Annotated in this window: 11 protein-coding genes; 5 read left to right on the top strand and 6 right to left on the bottom strand. The window is 57.5% G+C overall.

Translation table 11 applies throughout. The annotated features are described in order from the left end of the window. Window positions 1-4: 4 nt before the first annotated feature. Both GHO32_RS01370 and GHO32_RS01365 read right to left on the bottom strand, forming a co-directional pair. Window positions 5-538 carry a chalcone isomerase family protein gene (locus tag GHO32_RS01370; RefSeq protein ID WP_153442727.1) on the bottom strand — a complete coding sequence of 178 codons (534 nt, stop codon included), beginning with the start codon at window positions 536-538 and terminating at the stop codon, window positions 5-7. Window positions 539-699: 161 nt separating this feature from the next. After that, window positions 700-1,257: a hypothetical protein gene (locus tag GHO32_RS01365; protein ID WP_153336641.1), complete on the bottom strand. Its 558-nt coding sequence runs from the start codon at window positions 1,255-1,257 to the stop codon at window positions 700-702. A 117-nt stretch (window positions 1,258-1,374) separates the two neighbouring features. On the opposite strand from GHO32_RS01365, the gene GHO32_RS01360 reads away from it, so the two are divergent. After that, window positions 1,375-1,686 carry a hypothetical protein gene (locus GHO32_RS01360; protein WP_153336640.1) on the top strand — a complete coding sequence of 104 codons (312 nt, stop codon included), beginning with the start codon at window positions 1,375-1,377 and terminating at the stop codon, window positions 1,684-1,686. Window positions 1,687-1,752: 66 nt separating this feature from the next. Here GHO32_RS01360 and guaA read toward each other — a convergent pair whose 3' ends face one another. The 4 genes from guaA to GHO32_RS01340 form a co-directional block, all read right to left on the bottom strand. After that, the gene (guaA, locus tag GHO32_RS01355) at window positions 1,753-3,330 is read right to left on the bottom strand and encodes a glutamine-hydrolyzing GMP synthase (protein WP_048367063.1); all 1,578 of its coding nucleotides are present in this window, start codon (window positions 3,328-3,330) and stop codon (window positions 1,753-1,755) included. A 103-nt stretch (window positions 3,331-3,433) separates the two neighbouring features. After that, the gene (guaB, locus tag GHO32_RS01350) at window positions 3,434-4,903 is read right to left on the bottom strand and encodes an IMP dehydrogenase (protein ID WP_048367064.1); all 1,470 of its coding nucleotides are present in this window, start codon (window positions 4,901-4,903) and stop codon (window positions 3,434-3,436) included. 131 nt (window positions 4,904-5,034) lie between these two features. Continuing rightward, window positions 5,035-5,583 carry a sugar ABC transporter ATPase gene (locus GHO32_RS01345; RefSeq protein WP_153336639.1) on the bottom strand — a complete coding sequence of 183 codons (549 nt, stop codon included), beginning with the start codon at window positions 5,581-5,583 and terminating at the stop codon, window positions 5,035-5,037. A 150-nt stretch (window positions 5,584-5,733) separates the two neighbouring features. Next, complete coding sequence (locus GHO32_RS01340) at window positions 5,734-6,480, bottom strand: sulfite exporter TauE/SafE family protein (RefSeq protein ID WP_153337857.1); 747 nt, start codon at window positions 6,478-6,480, stop codon at window positions 5,734-5,736. Between the two features lie 79 nt (window positions 6,481-6,559). Between GHO32_RS01340 and xseA the strand changes: the two genes are divergently transcribed. The 4 genes from xseA to leuA all read left to right on the top strand — a co-directional run bounded on the left by xseA (window position 6,560) and on the right by leuA (window position 15,184). Continuing rightward, window positions 6,560-7,939, top strand: coding sequence for an exodeoxyribonuclease VII large subunit (xseA, locus tag GHO32_RS01335; protein ID WP_178113822.1), 1,380 nt, complete (start codon window positions 6,560-6,562; stop codon window positions 7,937-7,939). A gap of 4 nt (window positions 7,940-7,943) precedes the next feature. After that, complete coding sequence (locus GHO32_RS01330; protein ID WP_153336943.1) at window positions 7,944-8,768, top strand: peptidoglycan DD-metalloendopeptidase family protein; 825 nt, start codon at window positions 7,944-7,946, stop codon at window positions 8,766-8,768. 118 nt (window positions 8,769-8,886) lie between these two features. Then, complete coding sequence (locus tag GHO32_RS01325; protein ID WP_153337859.1) at window positions 8,887-13,122, top strand: dermonecrotic toxin domain-containing protein; 4,236 nt, start codon at window positions 8,887-8,889, stop codon at window positions 13,120-13,122. A 382-nt stretch (window positions 13,123-13,504) separates the two neighbouring features. Then, complete coding sequence (gene leuA, locus GHO32_RS01320; protein ID WP_153336034.1) at window positions 13,505-15,184, top strand: 2-isopropylmalate synthase; 1,680 nt, start codon at window positions 13,505-13,507, stop codon at window positions 15,182-15,184. Window positions 15,185-15,299: the final 115 nt, after the last annotated feature.

Genomic DNA, 15,299 nt, shown 5'->3' with positions numbered 1-15,299 from the left:
CATCTCAAGGTTTGGCCTCGCCCAGCAATTGGGCACGCAACTGCGGGTTGCGGGTTCGCGGGGCCAGCCAAATCGCAAAAAAAGCTTTGGCGAACGCATCATCCTTGACCACATGCTGCAACGTGTCGCCGACGTAAAAACGCACGCCCTCGCCCGGCATATACACACCGGTGATGCGGTCACCGGGGCGTACATCGACAAACGCTTGCTGCATTTCCCGTTCCCAGCGCGCCGCCAGCTCCGGGCTCAGAGAACCCGGGGTGAGACGGCGTATTTCCTTGAGGCTGGCCTCGACCAAATCATCGCGACTGATCGCACGGCTGTAGGTCAGCTCCAGCGCAAAAGGCGTGTCGGCACCCAACGGTTGGCGCGGGCTCCAGAAACGCGCGTTGTAAATCGAGAAGCCGAACATGCGCATCTCCCCGCTACCCAGAAGGTGAGCATCGGGTAAATCCTCACGCCAATCCGCCAGTAGCTCTGCGCTCTGGAGCAGCACAGCAAGGCAGATCACGCAGCGGGTCAAGCGGTCCATCGGCATAACCATGCGAGACCTCCAGAGCACTCAATGGACGCCTTGAAAACTTATACGAAATTATCGATTTGTACAGGTTATGTATGAAAGGAGGGTAAAAGAGCGCGACGCCGGAAAGCAAAAACCCGCAATTAAGCGGGCTTTGACGTGGTTGCATCACGGAGCGATTACTTGGCAGTGGCAGCTTTAGCCGGAACACCAACGGCTTTGCGTTCACCAGTTGTAGACACTTCATACACGCTCGTAACCCAAGTGTCGGCGATCACGGTTTCTACCACGTAACTCTTCTGGGCTTGTGGTGTGAATTGCTGCGCAACGGGCTGTTCTTTGTCGAACGGTGTCGGCATGGGGATACCGTTGAAGGTGAACTGCTTGGCCTTGACCTGCCCTTCTACGTATAACGTTTTGTCAGCCTCGACCAGCTTGCTGATGCTGTCAGTGCCACCGGCCATTCGCTTTAGATACGCCGGTATGCGCTTGAAGTAAGCCGTGTCATAAACCCGGTCACCTGCGCTATCAATACCAATATTGGTATACCCGTACATGTAACTGACCGGGTGATCGCCCTCACCGCCGATGGTGCGGAACGTCACGCTGGCTTGATGATCATTCATGACCAGTGGCACCACCGGTGCTGAAGTAAGATCACCCGCCTTGCGGCTACTGCAACCGGTCATCGCAACAGCGAGTGCGATGGCTAACGGAAATGCCAGATAACTTTTCATTCGATCCTTGAACACGTTAAGAGAAGGACCGTATTGAACCATTTGCTGAAGGAAAGTTCCCTGTACGCTGTGGGAGCTTCACACCTTATCCGAGCTCAACCCTAAAGGATTAGCGCTATGAGCACGAAGTACCTGTTGCTGAGTTTTTGCGCTGTGTTACTGGTCGGCTGCACAGGCAGAGGCTTTCAACCGCCGCCCGGGGACTACACGCAGTGGTACAAAAAGGGCGTCACCCAAGCGGGCGTCGACAACGCTATGCGTGCTTGCGGGTATACCAACCTTGATGGCGTGGGCGACACCTCACCAATTGATGTTGTGCTGACGCGGTTCTACTGCATGAAGGACGCGGGGTTCAAGCGCAGGGATAACTTGGACCTGTGCAAGCAAGGCCGCATTGGCGAATCACCGGTGTGTGAAGGTCGGCGGTGATTGGAGAAGTACGCAGGAACCAAAAGCCCGCAGTGATGCGGGCCTTTGGTTATCACTTAGAGGGGATCATTCCCACTCAATCGTCGCCGGTGGCTTGCTCGATACGTCGTAGGTAACGCGCGAGATGCCTTCGATTTCGTTGATGATGCGACCGCTCACGGTTTCGAGCAGTTCGTAAGGCAGGTGAGCCCAACGCGCGGTCATGAAGTCGATGGTTTCGACGGCACGCAGGGCAACTACCCAAGCGTAACGGCGGCCATCGCCTACAACGCCAACCGATTTAACCGGCTGGAACACAACGAAGGCTTGGCTGACTTTGTGGTACCAGTCGGCTTTGCGCAGTTCTTCGATGAAGATGTGGTCAGCACGACGCAGCAGGTCGGCGTATTCCTTTTTCACTTCACCCAGAATACGCACGCCCAGGCCCGGGCCCGGGAATGGGTGGCGGTAGACCATGTCGTACGGCAGGCCGAGTTCCAGGCCCAGACGGCGGACTTCGTCTTTGAACAGCTCGCGCAGGGGTTCTACCAGCTTGAGGTTCATTTCTTCCGGCAAGCCACCTACGTTGTGGTGCGACTTGATGACGTGGGCTTTGCCGCTTTTGGCGCCAGCCGATTCGATCACGTCCGGGTAGATGGTGCCCTGCGCCAGGTACTTGATGTTGTCCAGTTTGTTGGACTCGGCATCAAATACGTCGATGAAGGTGCGACCGATGATTTTGCGCTTTTTCTCGGGGTCGTTTTCGCCAGCCAGGTTGTTCAGGAACTGGTCGGCAGCGTTGGCGCGGATCACTTTAACGCCCATGTTCTCTGCGAACATGGCCATCACCTGGTCACCTTCGTGCAGGCGCAGCAGGCCGTTGTCGACGAAGACGCAAGTCAGTTGGTCGCCGATGGCCTTGTGCAGCAACGCTGCTACTACCGAAGAGTCAACACCGCCGGACAAGCCCAGCAGGACGTTGTCGGTGCCGACCTGGGCACGGATGGTGGCGATGGCGTCTTCCGCGATTTTCGACGGCGTCCACAGCGCATCACAGCCGCAGATGTCGAGGATGAAGCGCGACAGGATGCGACCGCCCTGCTTGGTGTGGGTCACTTCCGGGTGGAACTGCACGCCGTAGTAAGCACGTTCGTCGTTGAACATACCGGCAATCGGGCAGCTCGGGGTGCTGGCCAGAACGTGGAAGTCGGATGGCATTTTGGTGACTTTGTCACCGTGGCTCATCCACACGTCCAGACCGAACAGGCCGTCAGCGTCGATGTGGTCTTCAATGCCGTCGAGCAGGCGGCTTTTGCCGACCACGTCTACGCGGGCATAACCGAATTCACGCAGCTCGGAACCTTCAACCTTGCCACCCAGCTGTTCAGCCATGGTCTGCATGCCGTAGCAGATACCGAAAACCGGCACGCCGAGGTCAAATACCGCTTGCGGGGCACGCGGGCTGTTGGCTTCGTGTACAGACTCCGGGCCACCGGCAAGGATGATGCCTTTAGGGGCAAATTCGCGGATCGCTGCGTCGTCCATGTCGAACGGGTGCAGTTCGCAGTAAACACCGATTTCACGAACGCGACGGGCGATCAACTGGGTGTACTGAGAACCGAAGTCCAGAATCAGGATGCGGTGGGCGTGAATGTCGAGGGACATGACTAAATCTCGATAAATTTCAGAAACGACACGGGGCTGAATCAAACAGCCCCGGTGATTTAATTCGTATCGCACCCGGGTTGGAGCCCGGATGCGACCACTATCAACCTACGCGATAGTTAGGTGCTTCTTTGGTGATCTGCACGTCGTGGACGTGGGATTCAGCCATGCCAGCGCCGGTGATGCGCACAAACTCAGGCTTGGTACGCATTTGCTCGATGTCGGCGCTGCCGGTGTAACCCATCGAGGAACGCAGACCGCCCATCAGTTGGTGAATGATCGCGGTGAGCGAGCCTTTGTACGGCACGCGACCTTCGATGCCTTCCGGCACCAGCTTCTCGGCACCCGCGGAGGAGTCCTGGAAGTAACGGTCGGAAGAACCCTGGGATTGCGACATCGCTCCCAGCGAACCCATGCCGCGATAAGCCTTGTACGAACGGCCCTGGAACAGTTCGATTTCGCCCGGTGCTTCTTCAGTACCGGCAAACATCGAACCCATCATGACGCAGGAAGCACCGGCAACGATGGCCTTGGACAGGTCACCCGAGAAACGGATGCCGCCGTCGGCGATCAACGGTACGCCCGAGCCTTCAAGGGCTGCGGCCACGTTGGCAATCGCGCTGATTTGCGGAACGCCAACACCGGCTACGATACGGGTGGTGCAGATCGAGCCTGGGCCGATACCGACTTTAACGGCGTCAGCGCCAGCTTCTGCCAGGGCCAAAGCCGCAGCACCAGTGGCGATGTTGCCGCCAATGACCTGTACCTCAGGGAAGTTCTGCTTGACCCAACGTACGCGGTCAATCACGCCTTTGGAGTGACCGTGGGCGGTATCAACTACCACCACGTCAACGCCAGCAGCCACCAGGGCTGTGACGCGATCTTCGGTGTCCTTGCCAGTACCGACAGCAGCGCCTACGCGCAGACGACCTTGGTCATCCTTGCTGGCCAGCGGGTACGCCTTGGCTTTTTCGATGTCGTTGACGGTCATCATGCCTTTGAGGGCAAAGCTGTCGTCGACGATCAGCACGCGCTCGATGCGGTGCTTGTGCAGCAGTTCACGGGCTTCGTCCTTGTCGGCGCCTTCCTTGACCGTGACCAGACGCTCTTTAGGCGTCATCACTTCACGTACGGTGGCTTCCAGACGGCTTTCAAAGCGCACGTCACGGGACGTCACGATGCCGACCAGGTCGCCATTGTGCAGTACAGGTACGCCGGAAATATTGTGCTGGCGGGTCAATTCGAACAGTTCACGCACCGTGGCGTCAGCTTCGATAGTGATGGGCTCTTTAACCACACCGGCTTCGTAGCGTTTGACCTTGCGCACTTCGTGAGCTTGCTGCTCGATGGTCATGTTCTTGTGGATGATGCCGATGCCGCCTTCCTGAGCCATGGCGATTGCCAGACGGGCTTCAGTGACGGTGTCCATTGCGGCGGAGACCAGCGGAATATTCAGTTCAATGCCACGGGTCAAACGAGTCTTTAGACTGACTTCGTTCGGAAGAACCTCGGAATAACCGGGAACGAGAAGGATGTCATCGAAGGTGAGTGCTTCTTGGCTGATACGCAGCATCGCTGGGGCTCCCGAGCGGGAAAATGGAAGCGCGCCATTGTACTCAAAACACCTGTGGCTCTCAACGGAAACCTTTAGAGAGTTTTGCGCTAAAAGCCATGATTTATTGACCCGCGAGGCAGAAAAAGCCCTTACAACTCGACTTTGACCCACGCCACCGGCTGATCCAGCCAGTCGGCAAACTCGTCAATGAAGCTCTGTTTGAATCCCGCCTCGGCCCAGTTATTGAAAATAAACCCCAGGTTGGAGAAGCCGCACGGCTGCAAAAACAGAAAGCCATTGATGTCGTCTTCATGGCCACACAAAGGGCAAACAAAGTTGTCCGTGTGCCCTGGCATCCATTCTTCTAGGCTGTCGAACAACGCCTCGCCGACTTCCTTACGGCACTCGGCGCAGCCTGCTTCTTCCAGAAAACCTTTGACCGGCGTGTAGATGCAACGCTTGGTGATGATCTCCAGACCGTTGATCGGGTGGCCAAACGGCAGCGCTTCAGGGTGCAACACCACGCTGGCGGCACCCGGTGCGATGGCATAGGCCATGGCGCTGCCATTGCGCCCGCATGTGCTGAGCTCTTCTTCAATGATGTTTTTACGCACCAGCCAGCGCACGATCGCGCGGGCACGCGGCTCATGGACCGGCAAGGTGGAGATTTTAGGAACGATGATGCTTTGCGAATTCATGGGTACGGCACATATAAGAAAAAAGAAATCTATCACCCGTGGGAGCGGGCTTGCTCGCGATGGAATCTGCGCGGTGGGTCTGGCTAACCGAGTTGTCTACATCGCGAGCAAGCCCGCTCCCACGAGGTGTCGGAAAGGATAATTCTGTGGTCAAGCGCTCAAGTAGCGCGCAATCAGCGCAACGCCGCTGGCCAGCACCAGCCAGGTCACCAGCCGGACAAAGGCCTCGCGGGACAATTTGATCGCCAGTTTACGCCCTATCCACAGCCCCAGCGCCATGGCCGGTAACAGAAAGGCGGCCAACCATAACAACTCGCCATCGGTGTACACGCCCGCGATCACGAACAGGCTCAAACGCACCACGGTGCTGCAACTGATCAACGCACTTTGCGTGGCCCGCGCAGCGTCCTTGGAGAGCCGTGCATTCAGGTACAGCGCGTATAAAAAGCCGCCGCTACCAAATAGCGCACCAAATAACCCGCCTATGACCCCGGTCGGCACCGCCCACCCCGCCGCCACTTGGCGGGGCCGCACTTTTACCGCCAGGCTGTACACCGCATAGGCGCTGACAAACACGCCCATCAACAGCAGCAACAGGTCCGATTGCAGGTTGAGCAAGAACACCACGCCGATGATGCAACCCACGGCCATGCACGGTAGCAAGCGCAGCAACTCCGGGCGAGACACGTCACGACGGGCGGGCAACCAGTTACCAAAGGCGGCGACGAAATCCAGCAGCACCAGCAGCGGGATGATCTTCGACAGCGGCAGGCACAGGATCAAAATGGGCCCGGCCACCAGTGCCGTACCAAACCCCGCCACGCCAAACACGATGTAAGCCAGCGCCACAGCCAGCTCAATCAATACCCACTCACCGCCGGTAAAAGGCAAATCCATTGCTGCGCTTCCTTATTTTTGGAGCGCGGACTTTAACCAGCAGGTGCAGTCAAAACAATCCGCCCTTATGATGGCCGGCATGATTAAAGATCCCTTTGCACGACTCAATCTCGACCGGGAAGTCCTGACCGTCAGCCAGCTCAACGGCCGCGCGCGGGTCTTGCTCGAAGACGTGTTCAGCAATATCTGGGTCGAGGGCGAAATCTCCAACCTCGCCCGCCCGGCGTCTGGGCATATTTACTTCACCCTTAAAGACAGCGGTGCCCAAGTGCGCTGTGCGTTGTTTCGCAACAACGCCGCACGGGTGCGCCAGGCGCTGAAAGACGGCCTGGCGGTCAAAGTACGCGGCAAGGTGTCGCTGTTTGAAGGGCGCGGTGATTACCAGTTGATCCTCGATACCGTCGAGCCCGCTGGTGACGGCGCATTGCGCCTGGCCTTTGATGCCCTGAAAGAAAAGCTCAGCGCCGAAGGCTTGTTCAGTGCCGATCGCAAAGTCCCGCTGCCGGCTCACCCGCAGCGCATCGGCATCATCAGTTCGCCAACCGGGGCGGTGATCCGCGACATCATCAGCGTGTTCCGCCGCCGTGCACCGCAAGTAGAACTGACCCTCATCCCTACTGCCGTGCAGGGCCGCGAAGCCACCGCGCAAATCGTACGGGCGCTAAAGCTGGCCGATGCGCGGGGCTTTGACGCTTTGATTCTGGCCCGGGGCGGCGGTTCGCTCGAAGACCTCTGGTGCTTTAACGAAGAAGCCGTTGCGCGGGCAGTGGACGCCTGTGTGACGCCGATCGTCAGTGCCATCGGGCACGAAACCGATGTGTCGATCAGTGACTTTGTTGCTGACGTGCGGGCGCCGACGCCGTCTGCTGCGGCCGAATTGCTGGCGCCGGATGCCAGCGACCTGCAACACCGTGTCGACAGCCTGCAGCGCCGACTGGTCATGCGTATCCGCGACCGCCTGATGCGCGACCGCCTGCGCCTTGATGGCCTGGCACGACGCCTGCGCCATCCGGGCGAACGGCTGCGCCAGCAGGCACAGCGCCTCGACGACCTGGACATGCGCATGCGCCGCGCGTTTGAGCGCAGCCTCAATACCCGCCGTGAGCGCTTGATACGTCTCGAAACACGCCTGTCAGCGCAGCATCCGGGTCGTCAGCTAGCCTTACTCCGCCAGCGCCTGGACAGCCTTGCTGAACGCTTGCCACGGGCGATGCGCGAAGGCCTCAAGGCCCGTCGCCTGACGCTGCACAGCCAGATGCAAACCCTGCACGTGGTCAGCCCGCTGGCCACCTTGGGTCGCGGCTACAGCATTTTGCTCGATGAGCGCGGCAATGCCATTCGCAGCGCCGAACAGACCCACAATGGCCAGCGCCTGAAGGCACGACTGGGCGAAGGCGAATTGCAGGTGCGGGTTGAAGACAACCACCTGACACCCGTGACCCTTTCTTTACTGGATTGAGCTGATGCCACGCTTTTTAACTGCTGCTTTATTGCTGTGCCTTGCTTTCAATGCCTCGGCCGCCGACAGCTACATCACCCGACTGCTCAACAAGCCAGTACCGGGTGGCGTGGCAGTGATCGACCTGGGCACCGACGCGCAACGCCCAGAGGCCAAATACGACGGCAAACCGGTGCTGGTAGTCAAAGAGCAAGACACCTGGCGCGCCATTGTCGGCATCCCGCTGACCGTCAAGCCGGGTACGCAAACCCTGAATGCCAACGGCCGAAACCTGAACTTCAGCGTGGGCAACAAGAAGTACCCCGAGCAGCACATCACCCTGAAAAACCAGCGCCAGGTCAACCCCAACCCGGATGACCTCAAACGCATCGACAACGAGTTGGCGGTACAGATCAAGGCGTACCGCACCTTCAGCCCGAACACGCCCAGTAACTTGCTGCTGGACAAGCCCGTCAATGGCCCGCTGTCGAGCAAGTTTGGCGTGCGCCGTTTCTTCAATGGCGAAGAGCGCAACCCCCATGCGGGCCTGGACTTTGCTGTGCCCGCAGGTACACCGATCAAAACCCCGGCCGCCGGCAAAGTCATCCTGATCGGCAACTACTTTTTTAATGGCAACACCGTGTTTGTCGATCACGGGCAGGGCTTTATCAGCATGTTCTGCCACATGTCGAAAATCGACGCCAAGCTCGGCCAGCAACTGGCGCGCGGCGATGTGATCGGCAAAGTCGGTTCAACCGGCCGCGCCACCGGGCCACACATGCACTGGAACGTCAGCCTGAACGACGCCCGGGTAGACCCGGCGATCTTTATCGGGGCCTTTCAGCCTTAGCGAATACGCGGGGTTTGGTCACTGCTCGTGAGCAAACCTCCCCGCACTAGTTATGTATGTCAGGCGCAGTCAAGCCGGGGCAGATACTCCTCACAACTTTCTCTGTGAGGTGTAACCCATGAGTGATGTATTTCATTTATCCCAAGACTTGAGCGCCGACCTGATTGCGGTCAGCGCCCAGGACGAACAAGACCGTATCAATAAATGGGTGCAAATCGACACTCAGATCCAGACCCTGCTGGCTGTACAACCCACCCTCCACTCATTCATACACAGCGAGCTGAAGGCGACGTTTACCCACGCCACGCAGACGCTTGATCCTGAGCAATTGCTGATCAGTGAAGAGGGTGATACGCAGCTCACCGGTGTGCTGGATATCCTGCTACAAGCGCTGTGTGACGGCCATGCGCCGGAGTACAACCTGCTGAAGGCCACGCTTAAGGTCGTGGATGACACCTCGCCCGCCACTGTGACGGTGGGGGATTTGCAGACATTTATATCCCGTGCGCGACTTTTTTTTGCCAGTGATTGCAAGACCCACACAGCGCAGTTTTGGCAGGATAAAAGCAGCCAAACCGGCACTCAATCGCGCAAGTCCTGGCTGCTCGACAAGCTCAAAGAAGTGCTTAAGGCTGAAACCGAACTGCTGTCCCACGATGCCACGCTGACACCGGGCCAGGTGCAACTGATCAATCATGTAGTGCGTTACCCCTCGCTGAGCACCCGGGCTGCGCTCCCGATCAGTTCGCGCCCGGCTATTTACGCCCTGACACTCAAGGACGAATCAAAAGAACCGCCGATTGCGTTTGCCGGAGCCTGGGTGATGACCGCACGCGACGGATCCGCAACCGTTGACGCTTCAGGCATAACCCGCCTTTCTGACAAAACGACAGAAGTTGAGATCAACGCCAAAGCCAATGCCGGTGAGGCTGTGTTGTACACCGCTTCAGGTGGTTTGCAGGGCTTTGCTTCGCTGCAGGCATTAGAGATCGAACTGAACCGGCGTCACACGGAAATCGCTGAATTCGAATCATTACTGGAGCTCTTGTCCCCCACTGATCTGATGCGGGTTCAGGCGCTGTCTGAAAAGGCTGAAACTTCTCTTGAATTCACGTTTAAGGAGATTCACGGCTCAGTGTTTGAGTATTGGTTCAAGGTGCATGACGATCAGCGTCAAGCCAACCTGGAACACACATTGTCGTTAGCCAAAACGGTTTCGCCCGCCCAGTTGAGTGACCACCTGGAGTATGTGCTGGACTACGCTCCACGCTTCAAACAGGCGAGCGCCCTCAATGCACGTATCGCCAAGTTTTTAGGAAAAAAGACCCGCCAATGGCTGCTTAAAGCCAACGATGCTGACCGTCAGGCCTGGTTTGAGGCGGCTGCGCATTACCGAACCCTCAGTTTCATTGCCAACGACAATGGCGAGCCCTCAGCCCATCAATATGGCGACAGAGCGTTTTTGCTGCGCTACGCCCACGATCAGTTGCAGAACTACATCCAGGCAGAATATGGCCTGATCGTTGACCCGGACACCGTCTTTATCACCACAACGGTGGCCGAGCGCGGTTCTGGACCCATTATCCCGATCAGTGCGTATGGCACGTCGTCCTACACGGCCGTGAACAGCCTGTCGCGCACCGGCCCGTCCATCAGGCTGGTCAGTACGTCCCGAACACTGTCGCAACTGGCCCTGGAGAACGTCGGTAGCCTGGACATTGACTACGCATTGACCGCCACCGTAACAACGGGCAGCGCCAATGGCCCACGGATGGACGCGTTGAGCGCTGCGCAAATCAAGCACATCGTTCGCACGGTCAATATCGGCGATAGCTATGAAGCCTTCTTGCGGGACCGGTTCATCGAGTCCCCCCAAGCCCTCTCTCGTCGCGATACTGCCGCTCAATTGCTGATCGCCCAGATGCGCGTTGATGCACTTGAAGCGAAGATTTCCGGTGACTTCTCGCCAGATCGCCTGGACCGCGGTTATCGCTGGGTTGAGGCCGTTCTCAATGAGGCTGATAACTCTGAGCAACCCGCCATTGTTGAAGGGCATCGCCTTAAGGTTCATCAATTGCTGATCGGTGAGGCCACGGTACGCGGGGTACTGATTATCCCGGCACCGCCTTCAGGGGCTTATGCGCCTGAACCTTTGGAATTGAACCTCATCACACGGCAACCGCTGTCGTCCATCAGCGCCCTGGTTGTCTATACCCCTGAAGCACCTGACGGCAAGCGGTTTCGCGAGTTTGAAAATCGCGCGCACATGGCGAATAAATTCCTCAATGCCCCTGAAATGGCCGGTTATCTGGTTGGACGCGTCAGCGAAGGCACTCAGGCCCGAGTCCAACTACTGGTGACTGAAGGGCTCAGAGCAGCCAATGTTCGGGACACCGCGATTACCGGTAACTTCATAGAGAAAACCTGTTTGGCCGAGATCGAGCATGCCTTGGCCAGCGCAGATGCCTTGAGCCTGTCGACCACAGAAAGCAACCGCCTGGCCGTGTGGAGCGGCATAGAAACAGCGGTGGATATCGTCACGATTATCCTGCCATTTAAGGTCACGGCCATGATTGCTCTGGGGCGCAGTTTGACCGAGATGTGGCATGGCTTTGATGCGTTGAAACGCGGCAATCAGAGTGAAGCGATTGGGCATTTTGTCGGCATGATTGAACGCTGGGTGGATGCCGGGGTGGACATTGGAACCGCTCTCGCCAAATTACCCGCGAAAGGTACCTTGGCCTTACATTCGAAATTGGCCTACAAACAGGGCGTCGAAGGGCTGACCAAGCGCACAGACGGCGCCTATGCAGGCATCTATGAAAGGACGCCGAAACATGGCGGTTTCTCCCAATACTTTATCCAGCAGCAAAAGCACTGGTTTCAGGTGGTGTATGACGCGGACCGCCTGACTTGGCGGGTAATCGATATGCGTCGCCCGCGCGCTTGGTACCGCTCTGCGATTCGTCAGGGCACGGATGGTCTGTGGCGTATCGGCACACCGAAGTTGAGCGTGCTTGGGGGCGGAAAATATTCGCTGGCCACTTTCAAGGTACGTGAGGCTTTTCCACGCTTCAGCCTTGATGAAGCCAAAAAACTGCTCGACCAATACAACTTTCCTGCACCTCGCCGAGACAAGATGGAACTTTATCTGGCCGAGTTCCTGCTAGAGCATAAAGAGCTGCCCCGGTGGGCCCAGCACTATCTCAAGCCAGGGCTAGATGGTGCCCCAGCGCAAGCCCTCACCCCTGCGCCCGGCACTTCGAGCGCCGTCCCGTTAAGCAACAAGCGCAAGCGCCCCATTGTGGATGATGAGCCGGTACAACCTAGACCGCCTCAACCGGTTCCCTCCAGCGGCACTTACGCACCGGGCACCGTCAGCAGCAGCGAATGGCAAAACTGGGCCCGATCGGCTCCCGGCGAAACTTATACCTCGGTCAGCCTGAATCCGCCTATTTCTGAAATAGGCAGCGGCTCTAATCTTCGAGTGATTAAAAAAGACAGTAAGTGGTTCGACATTTTGCCTCAGGGCAACCTGCCACTGGATATACAGGTGTACCTGAAAAAGCCTGGTCAGGTGATCTCGACCTATGAGCAACTGGAAAAGCTGCTCTTGAAAAACAAGTACTTGCAACCGCGCCTGGCCGAATTTGAGAGAGGAGCGTGGGCGGTCAAGGAGCCGCTGCTGCAAAAACCGATCTGGCATTACGTCCTCAAGTCTCTGCCGGGCCTGACGCCAGACTCTGCACAGGTAGTGGCCAAGCGTCTTTTTATGTTGTCCGACAGCAGCACTTGGTTGCTCACACAAACCCGTATGCGCACGTTGACCGAAACGTTGTATGGCTGGTTTACCGGCCATTTGACACATGGCTCCGGAGCATTGCGTGATCCCTTGGCCCTCTTGACGCCAGCTTTGGGCATTCGCCCTAAAACGTTGCTGGTTCGAACACGAGCTTCACCGACCTGGTTTGACCGGATCGACTTCTCATTGAAAGCCGGCGATTTATTAAAACTGAGCACTGCCACTGGACTCAATGAAGTCATGCGTAGCCTGCTTCAGCGGCTCGGCTACACCATTTATGCGGACATCCCCGGGGTCAGTGAGTTGGTGTTCAGGCGATCAGGTATGCAAACCATCAACTTCATGCAGTTGCACAGGGCGGTCGGAGCGGAGCTGGCGCTTGTCATCGAGCTGGAGGATGCGGTCACTCTTATGATCAATAAAAACCCGTTGTCACCCTTATCCCTGGCCCTCACCAATGCACGGGCCGAGGGCAAACTCTTGACCTTTGTGGGAGGCGTCCAGAACACACCGCCGTACGGTCTCACACAGGGCTTTATTTGCCGGACCTAGAGCAGTAACCGGCCAGTCCGTTAGCTGGCCGGGTTTGGGCAACTAGCGAAATACTTTTGCAGCACAAGATGAATGCCTCACGCATTATCTGAACAATTTTTTTCACTACTTATAGCTGAAGGCGCCATATAAATTCGATTTTTTGCTTTAAACGCGCAATTCTCCTAATGTTTTTCAGGCCGCTTGCCAACCTCTGACGCAATGGTTAGGGTTGATCCTATGAAAACACCTCACACCCTCATTCAATTACGCCAGCACCGAAGCCTCTGCCTCGTCAGTGCACGACTGCAAAGCTGAAACGCGCTGCCTCGTCCTCCCCTGCTTTGTATTTCTTCAGCGAGCCACTTTTCGCTATACGGCCCGCACATTAAAGGATTGCCTGATGACCATGCTCAAAGACCCTTCTTCCAAATATCGCGCCTTTCCGGTCATTGATTTACCTGACCGTACCTGGCCATCGAAAACCATCACCCAAGCGCCTATCTGGTGCAGCTCTGACCTGCGCGACGGCAACCAGTCGCTGATCGAGCCGATGGATGCAGTAAAAAAACTGCGCTTCTGGAAGACCTTGGTCAGCGTTGGCGTAAAAGAAATTGAGGCGTCGTTCCCGGCCGCTTCGCAGACCGACTTTGACTTCGTACGTACGTTGATCGAAGACGGCCACATCCCGGACGACACCACCATTCAAGTGTTGACCCAAGGCCGTGAAGACCTGATCGCACGCACATTCGAATCGCTGCGCGGTGCGAAAAAAGCCATCGTGCACTTGTACAACGCGACCTCGCCGTCGTTCCGCCGCATCGTGTTCAACCAGGACAAAGCCGGCATCAAGGAAATCGCTGTCAGCGCGGCCAAGCTGTTCGTCAAATACGCCGCTCAACAGCCAGAAACCCAGTGGACCTTCGAATACTCCCCAGAGACCTTCAGCGCCACTGAACTGGAGTTCGCCAAAGAAGTGTGTGACGCGGTGATCGAGGTCTGGAACCCGACGCCTGAGCACAAAGTGATCCTCAACTTGCCTGCCACCGTTGAGTGCGCCACCCCGAACATCTATGCCGACCAGATTGAATGGTTCGGTCGCCACATCAATCGCCGTGACAGCGTGATCATCAGCCTGCACACCCACAACGACCGTGGCACCGGTGTTGCCGCCACCGAACTGGGCTTGATGGCCGGTGCAGACCGCGTCGAAGGCTGCCTGTTCGGTAACGGCGAGCGTACCGGCAACGTTGACCTGGTGACCGTGGCCCTGAACATGTACACCCAAGGCCTCGACCCGCAGCTGGACTTCTCTGACATCGACGGCGTGCGTAAAGTCGTTGAAGAGTGCAACCAGATCCCGGTTCACCCTCGCCACCCATATGTGGGTGACTTGGTGCACACCGCGTTCTCGGGCTCGCACCAGGACGCCATCCGCAAAGGTTTCGCTCAGCAGAAGCCCGATGCACTGTGGGAAGTGCCGTACCTGCCGATCGACCCGGCAGACATTGGCCGTAGCTATGAGGCCGTGATTCGGGTGAACAGCCAGTCCGGTAAAGGCGGGATTGCTTACTTGCTGGAGCAGGAATACGGCATCAGCTTGCCACGCCGCATGCAGATCGAGTTCAGCCAGGTTGTTCAGCGCGAGACTGACCGTCTTGGCCTTGAAATGACCGCGCAGCAGATCCACAGCTTGTTGCACAGCGAGTATCTGCAGGCCAACACCCCGTACGCGCTGGTCAGCCATCGCCTGCAGGAAGAAAACGGCCACAGCGCGGTTGAAGTTGAAGTGTCGGCTAAAGGCGCTGGCGAGACCAACCTGCGCTGGAACGGTAAAGGCAATGGTGCCCTGGAAGCCCTGGTTGCCGGCCTGCCGGTCAAAGCTGAAATCATGGACTACAACGAGCATGCGATCGGTGCTGGCACCAACGCCAAGGCAGCGGCCTACATCGAGCTGCGGGTGAATGGTGAGCGTGCCGTGCACGGTGTGGGCATTGATGAAAACATCACCACCGCCAGCTTCAAGGCCCTGTTCAGCGCCCTGAACCGCTCACTGAGCGAAGCCGACGCTAAAGCTGCCTAAACGTCTGCTGAAATGCAAAAAGGCCCTGAGGTGCGAACCTCAGGGCCTTTTTTGTTGGGTTCTGTAGGAGCGAGCTTGTCTCGCGATCTTTTGATCTTTCACAGCCTTCGTACCT

It is taken from the genome of Pseudomonas sp. FSL R10-2189 (assembly GCF_009600325.1).
GTDB classification, from domain to species: Bacteria; Pseudomonadota; Gammaproteobacteria; order Pseudomonadales; family Pseudomonadaceae; genus Aquipseudomonas; species Aquipseudomonas helleri.
The sequence above is the reverse complement of the archived record's forward strand: the minus strand, read 5'-3'. Positions and strand labels throughout refer to the sequence as shown.

What these genes read in the sequence shown, in the direction of transcription:
- leuA (WP_153336034.1), top strand. Translation starts at nt 13,505, where the DNA reads ATGACCATGCTCAAAGACCCTTCTTCCAAATATCGCGCCTTTCCGGTC.
- GHO32_RS01325 (WP_153337859.1), top strand. Translation starts at nt 8,887, where the DNA reads ATGAGTGATGTATTTCATTTATCCCAAGACTTGAGCGCCGACCTGATT.
- xseA (WP_178113822.1), top strand. Translation starts at nt 6,560, where the DNA reads ATGATTAAAGATCCCTTTGCACGACTCAATCTCGACCGGGAAGTCCTG.
- GHO32_RS01345 (WP_153336639.1), bottom strand. Translation starts at nt 5,583, where the DNA reads ATGAATTCGCAAAGCATCATCGTTCCTAAAATCTCCACCTTGCCGGTC.
- GHO32_RS01340 (WP_153337857.1), bottom strand. Translation starts at nt 6,480, where the DNA reads ATGGATTTGCCTTTTACCGGCGGTGAGTGGGTATTGATTGAGCTGGCT.
- GHO32_RS01365 (WP_153336641.1), bottom strand. Translation starts at nt 1,257, where the DNA reads ATGAAAAGTTATCTGGCATTTCCGTTAGCCATCGCACTCGCTGTTGCG.
- GHO32_RS01360 (WP_153336640.1), top strand. Translation starts at nt 1,375, where the DNA reads ATGAGCACGAAGTACCTGTTGCTGAGTTTTTGCGCTGTGTTACTGGTC.
- GHO32_RS01330 (WP_153336943.1), top strand. Translation starts at nt 7,944, where the DNA reads ATGCCACGCTTTTTAACTGCTGCTTTATTGCTGTGCCTTGCTTTCAAT.
- guaB (WP_048367064.1), bottom strand. Translation starts at nt 4,903, where the DNA reads ATGCTGCGTATCAGCCAAGAAGCACTCACCTTCGATGACATCCTTCTC.
- GHO32_RS01370 (WP_153442727.1), bottom strand. Translation starts at nt 538, where the DNA reads ATGCCGATGGACCGCTTGACCCGCTGCGTGATCTGCCTTGCTGTGCTG.
- guaA (WP_048367063.1), bottom strand. Translation starts at nt 3,330, where the DNA reads ATGTCCCTCGACATTCACGCCCACCGCATCCTGATTCTGGACTTCGGT.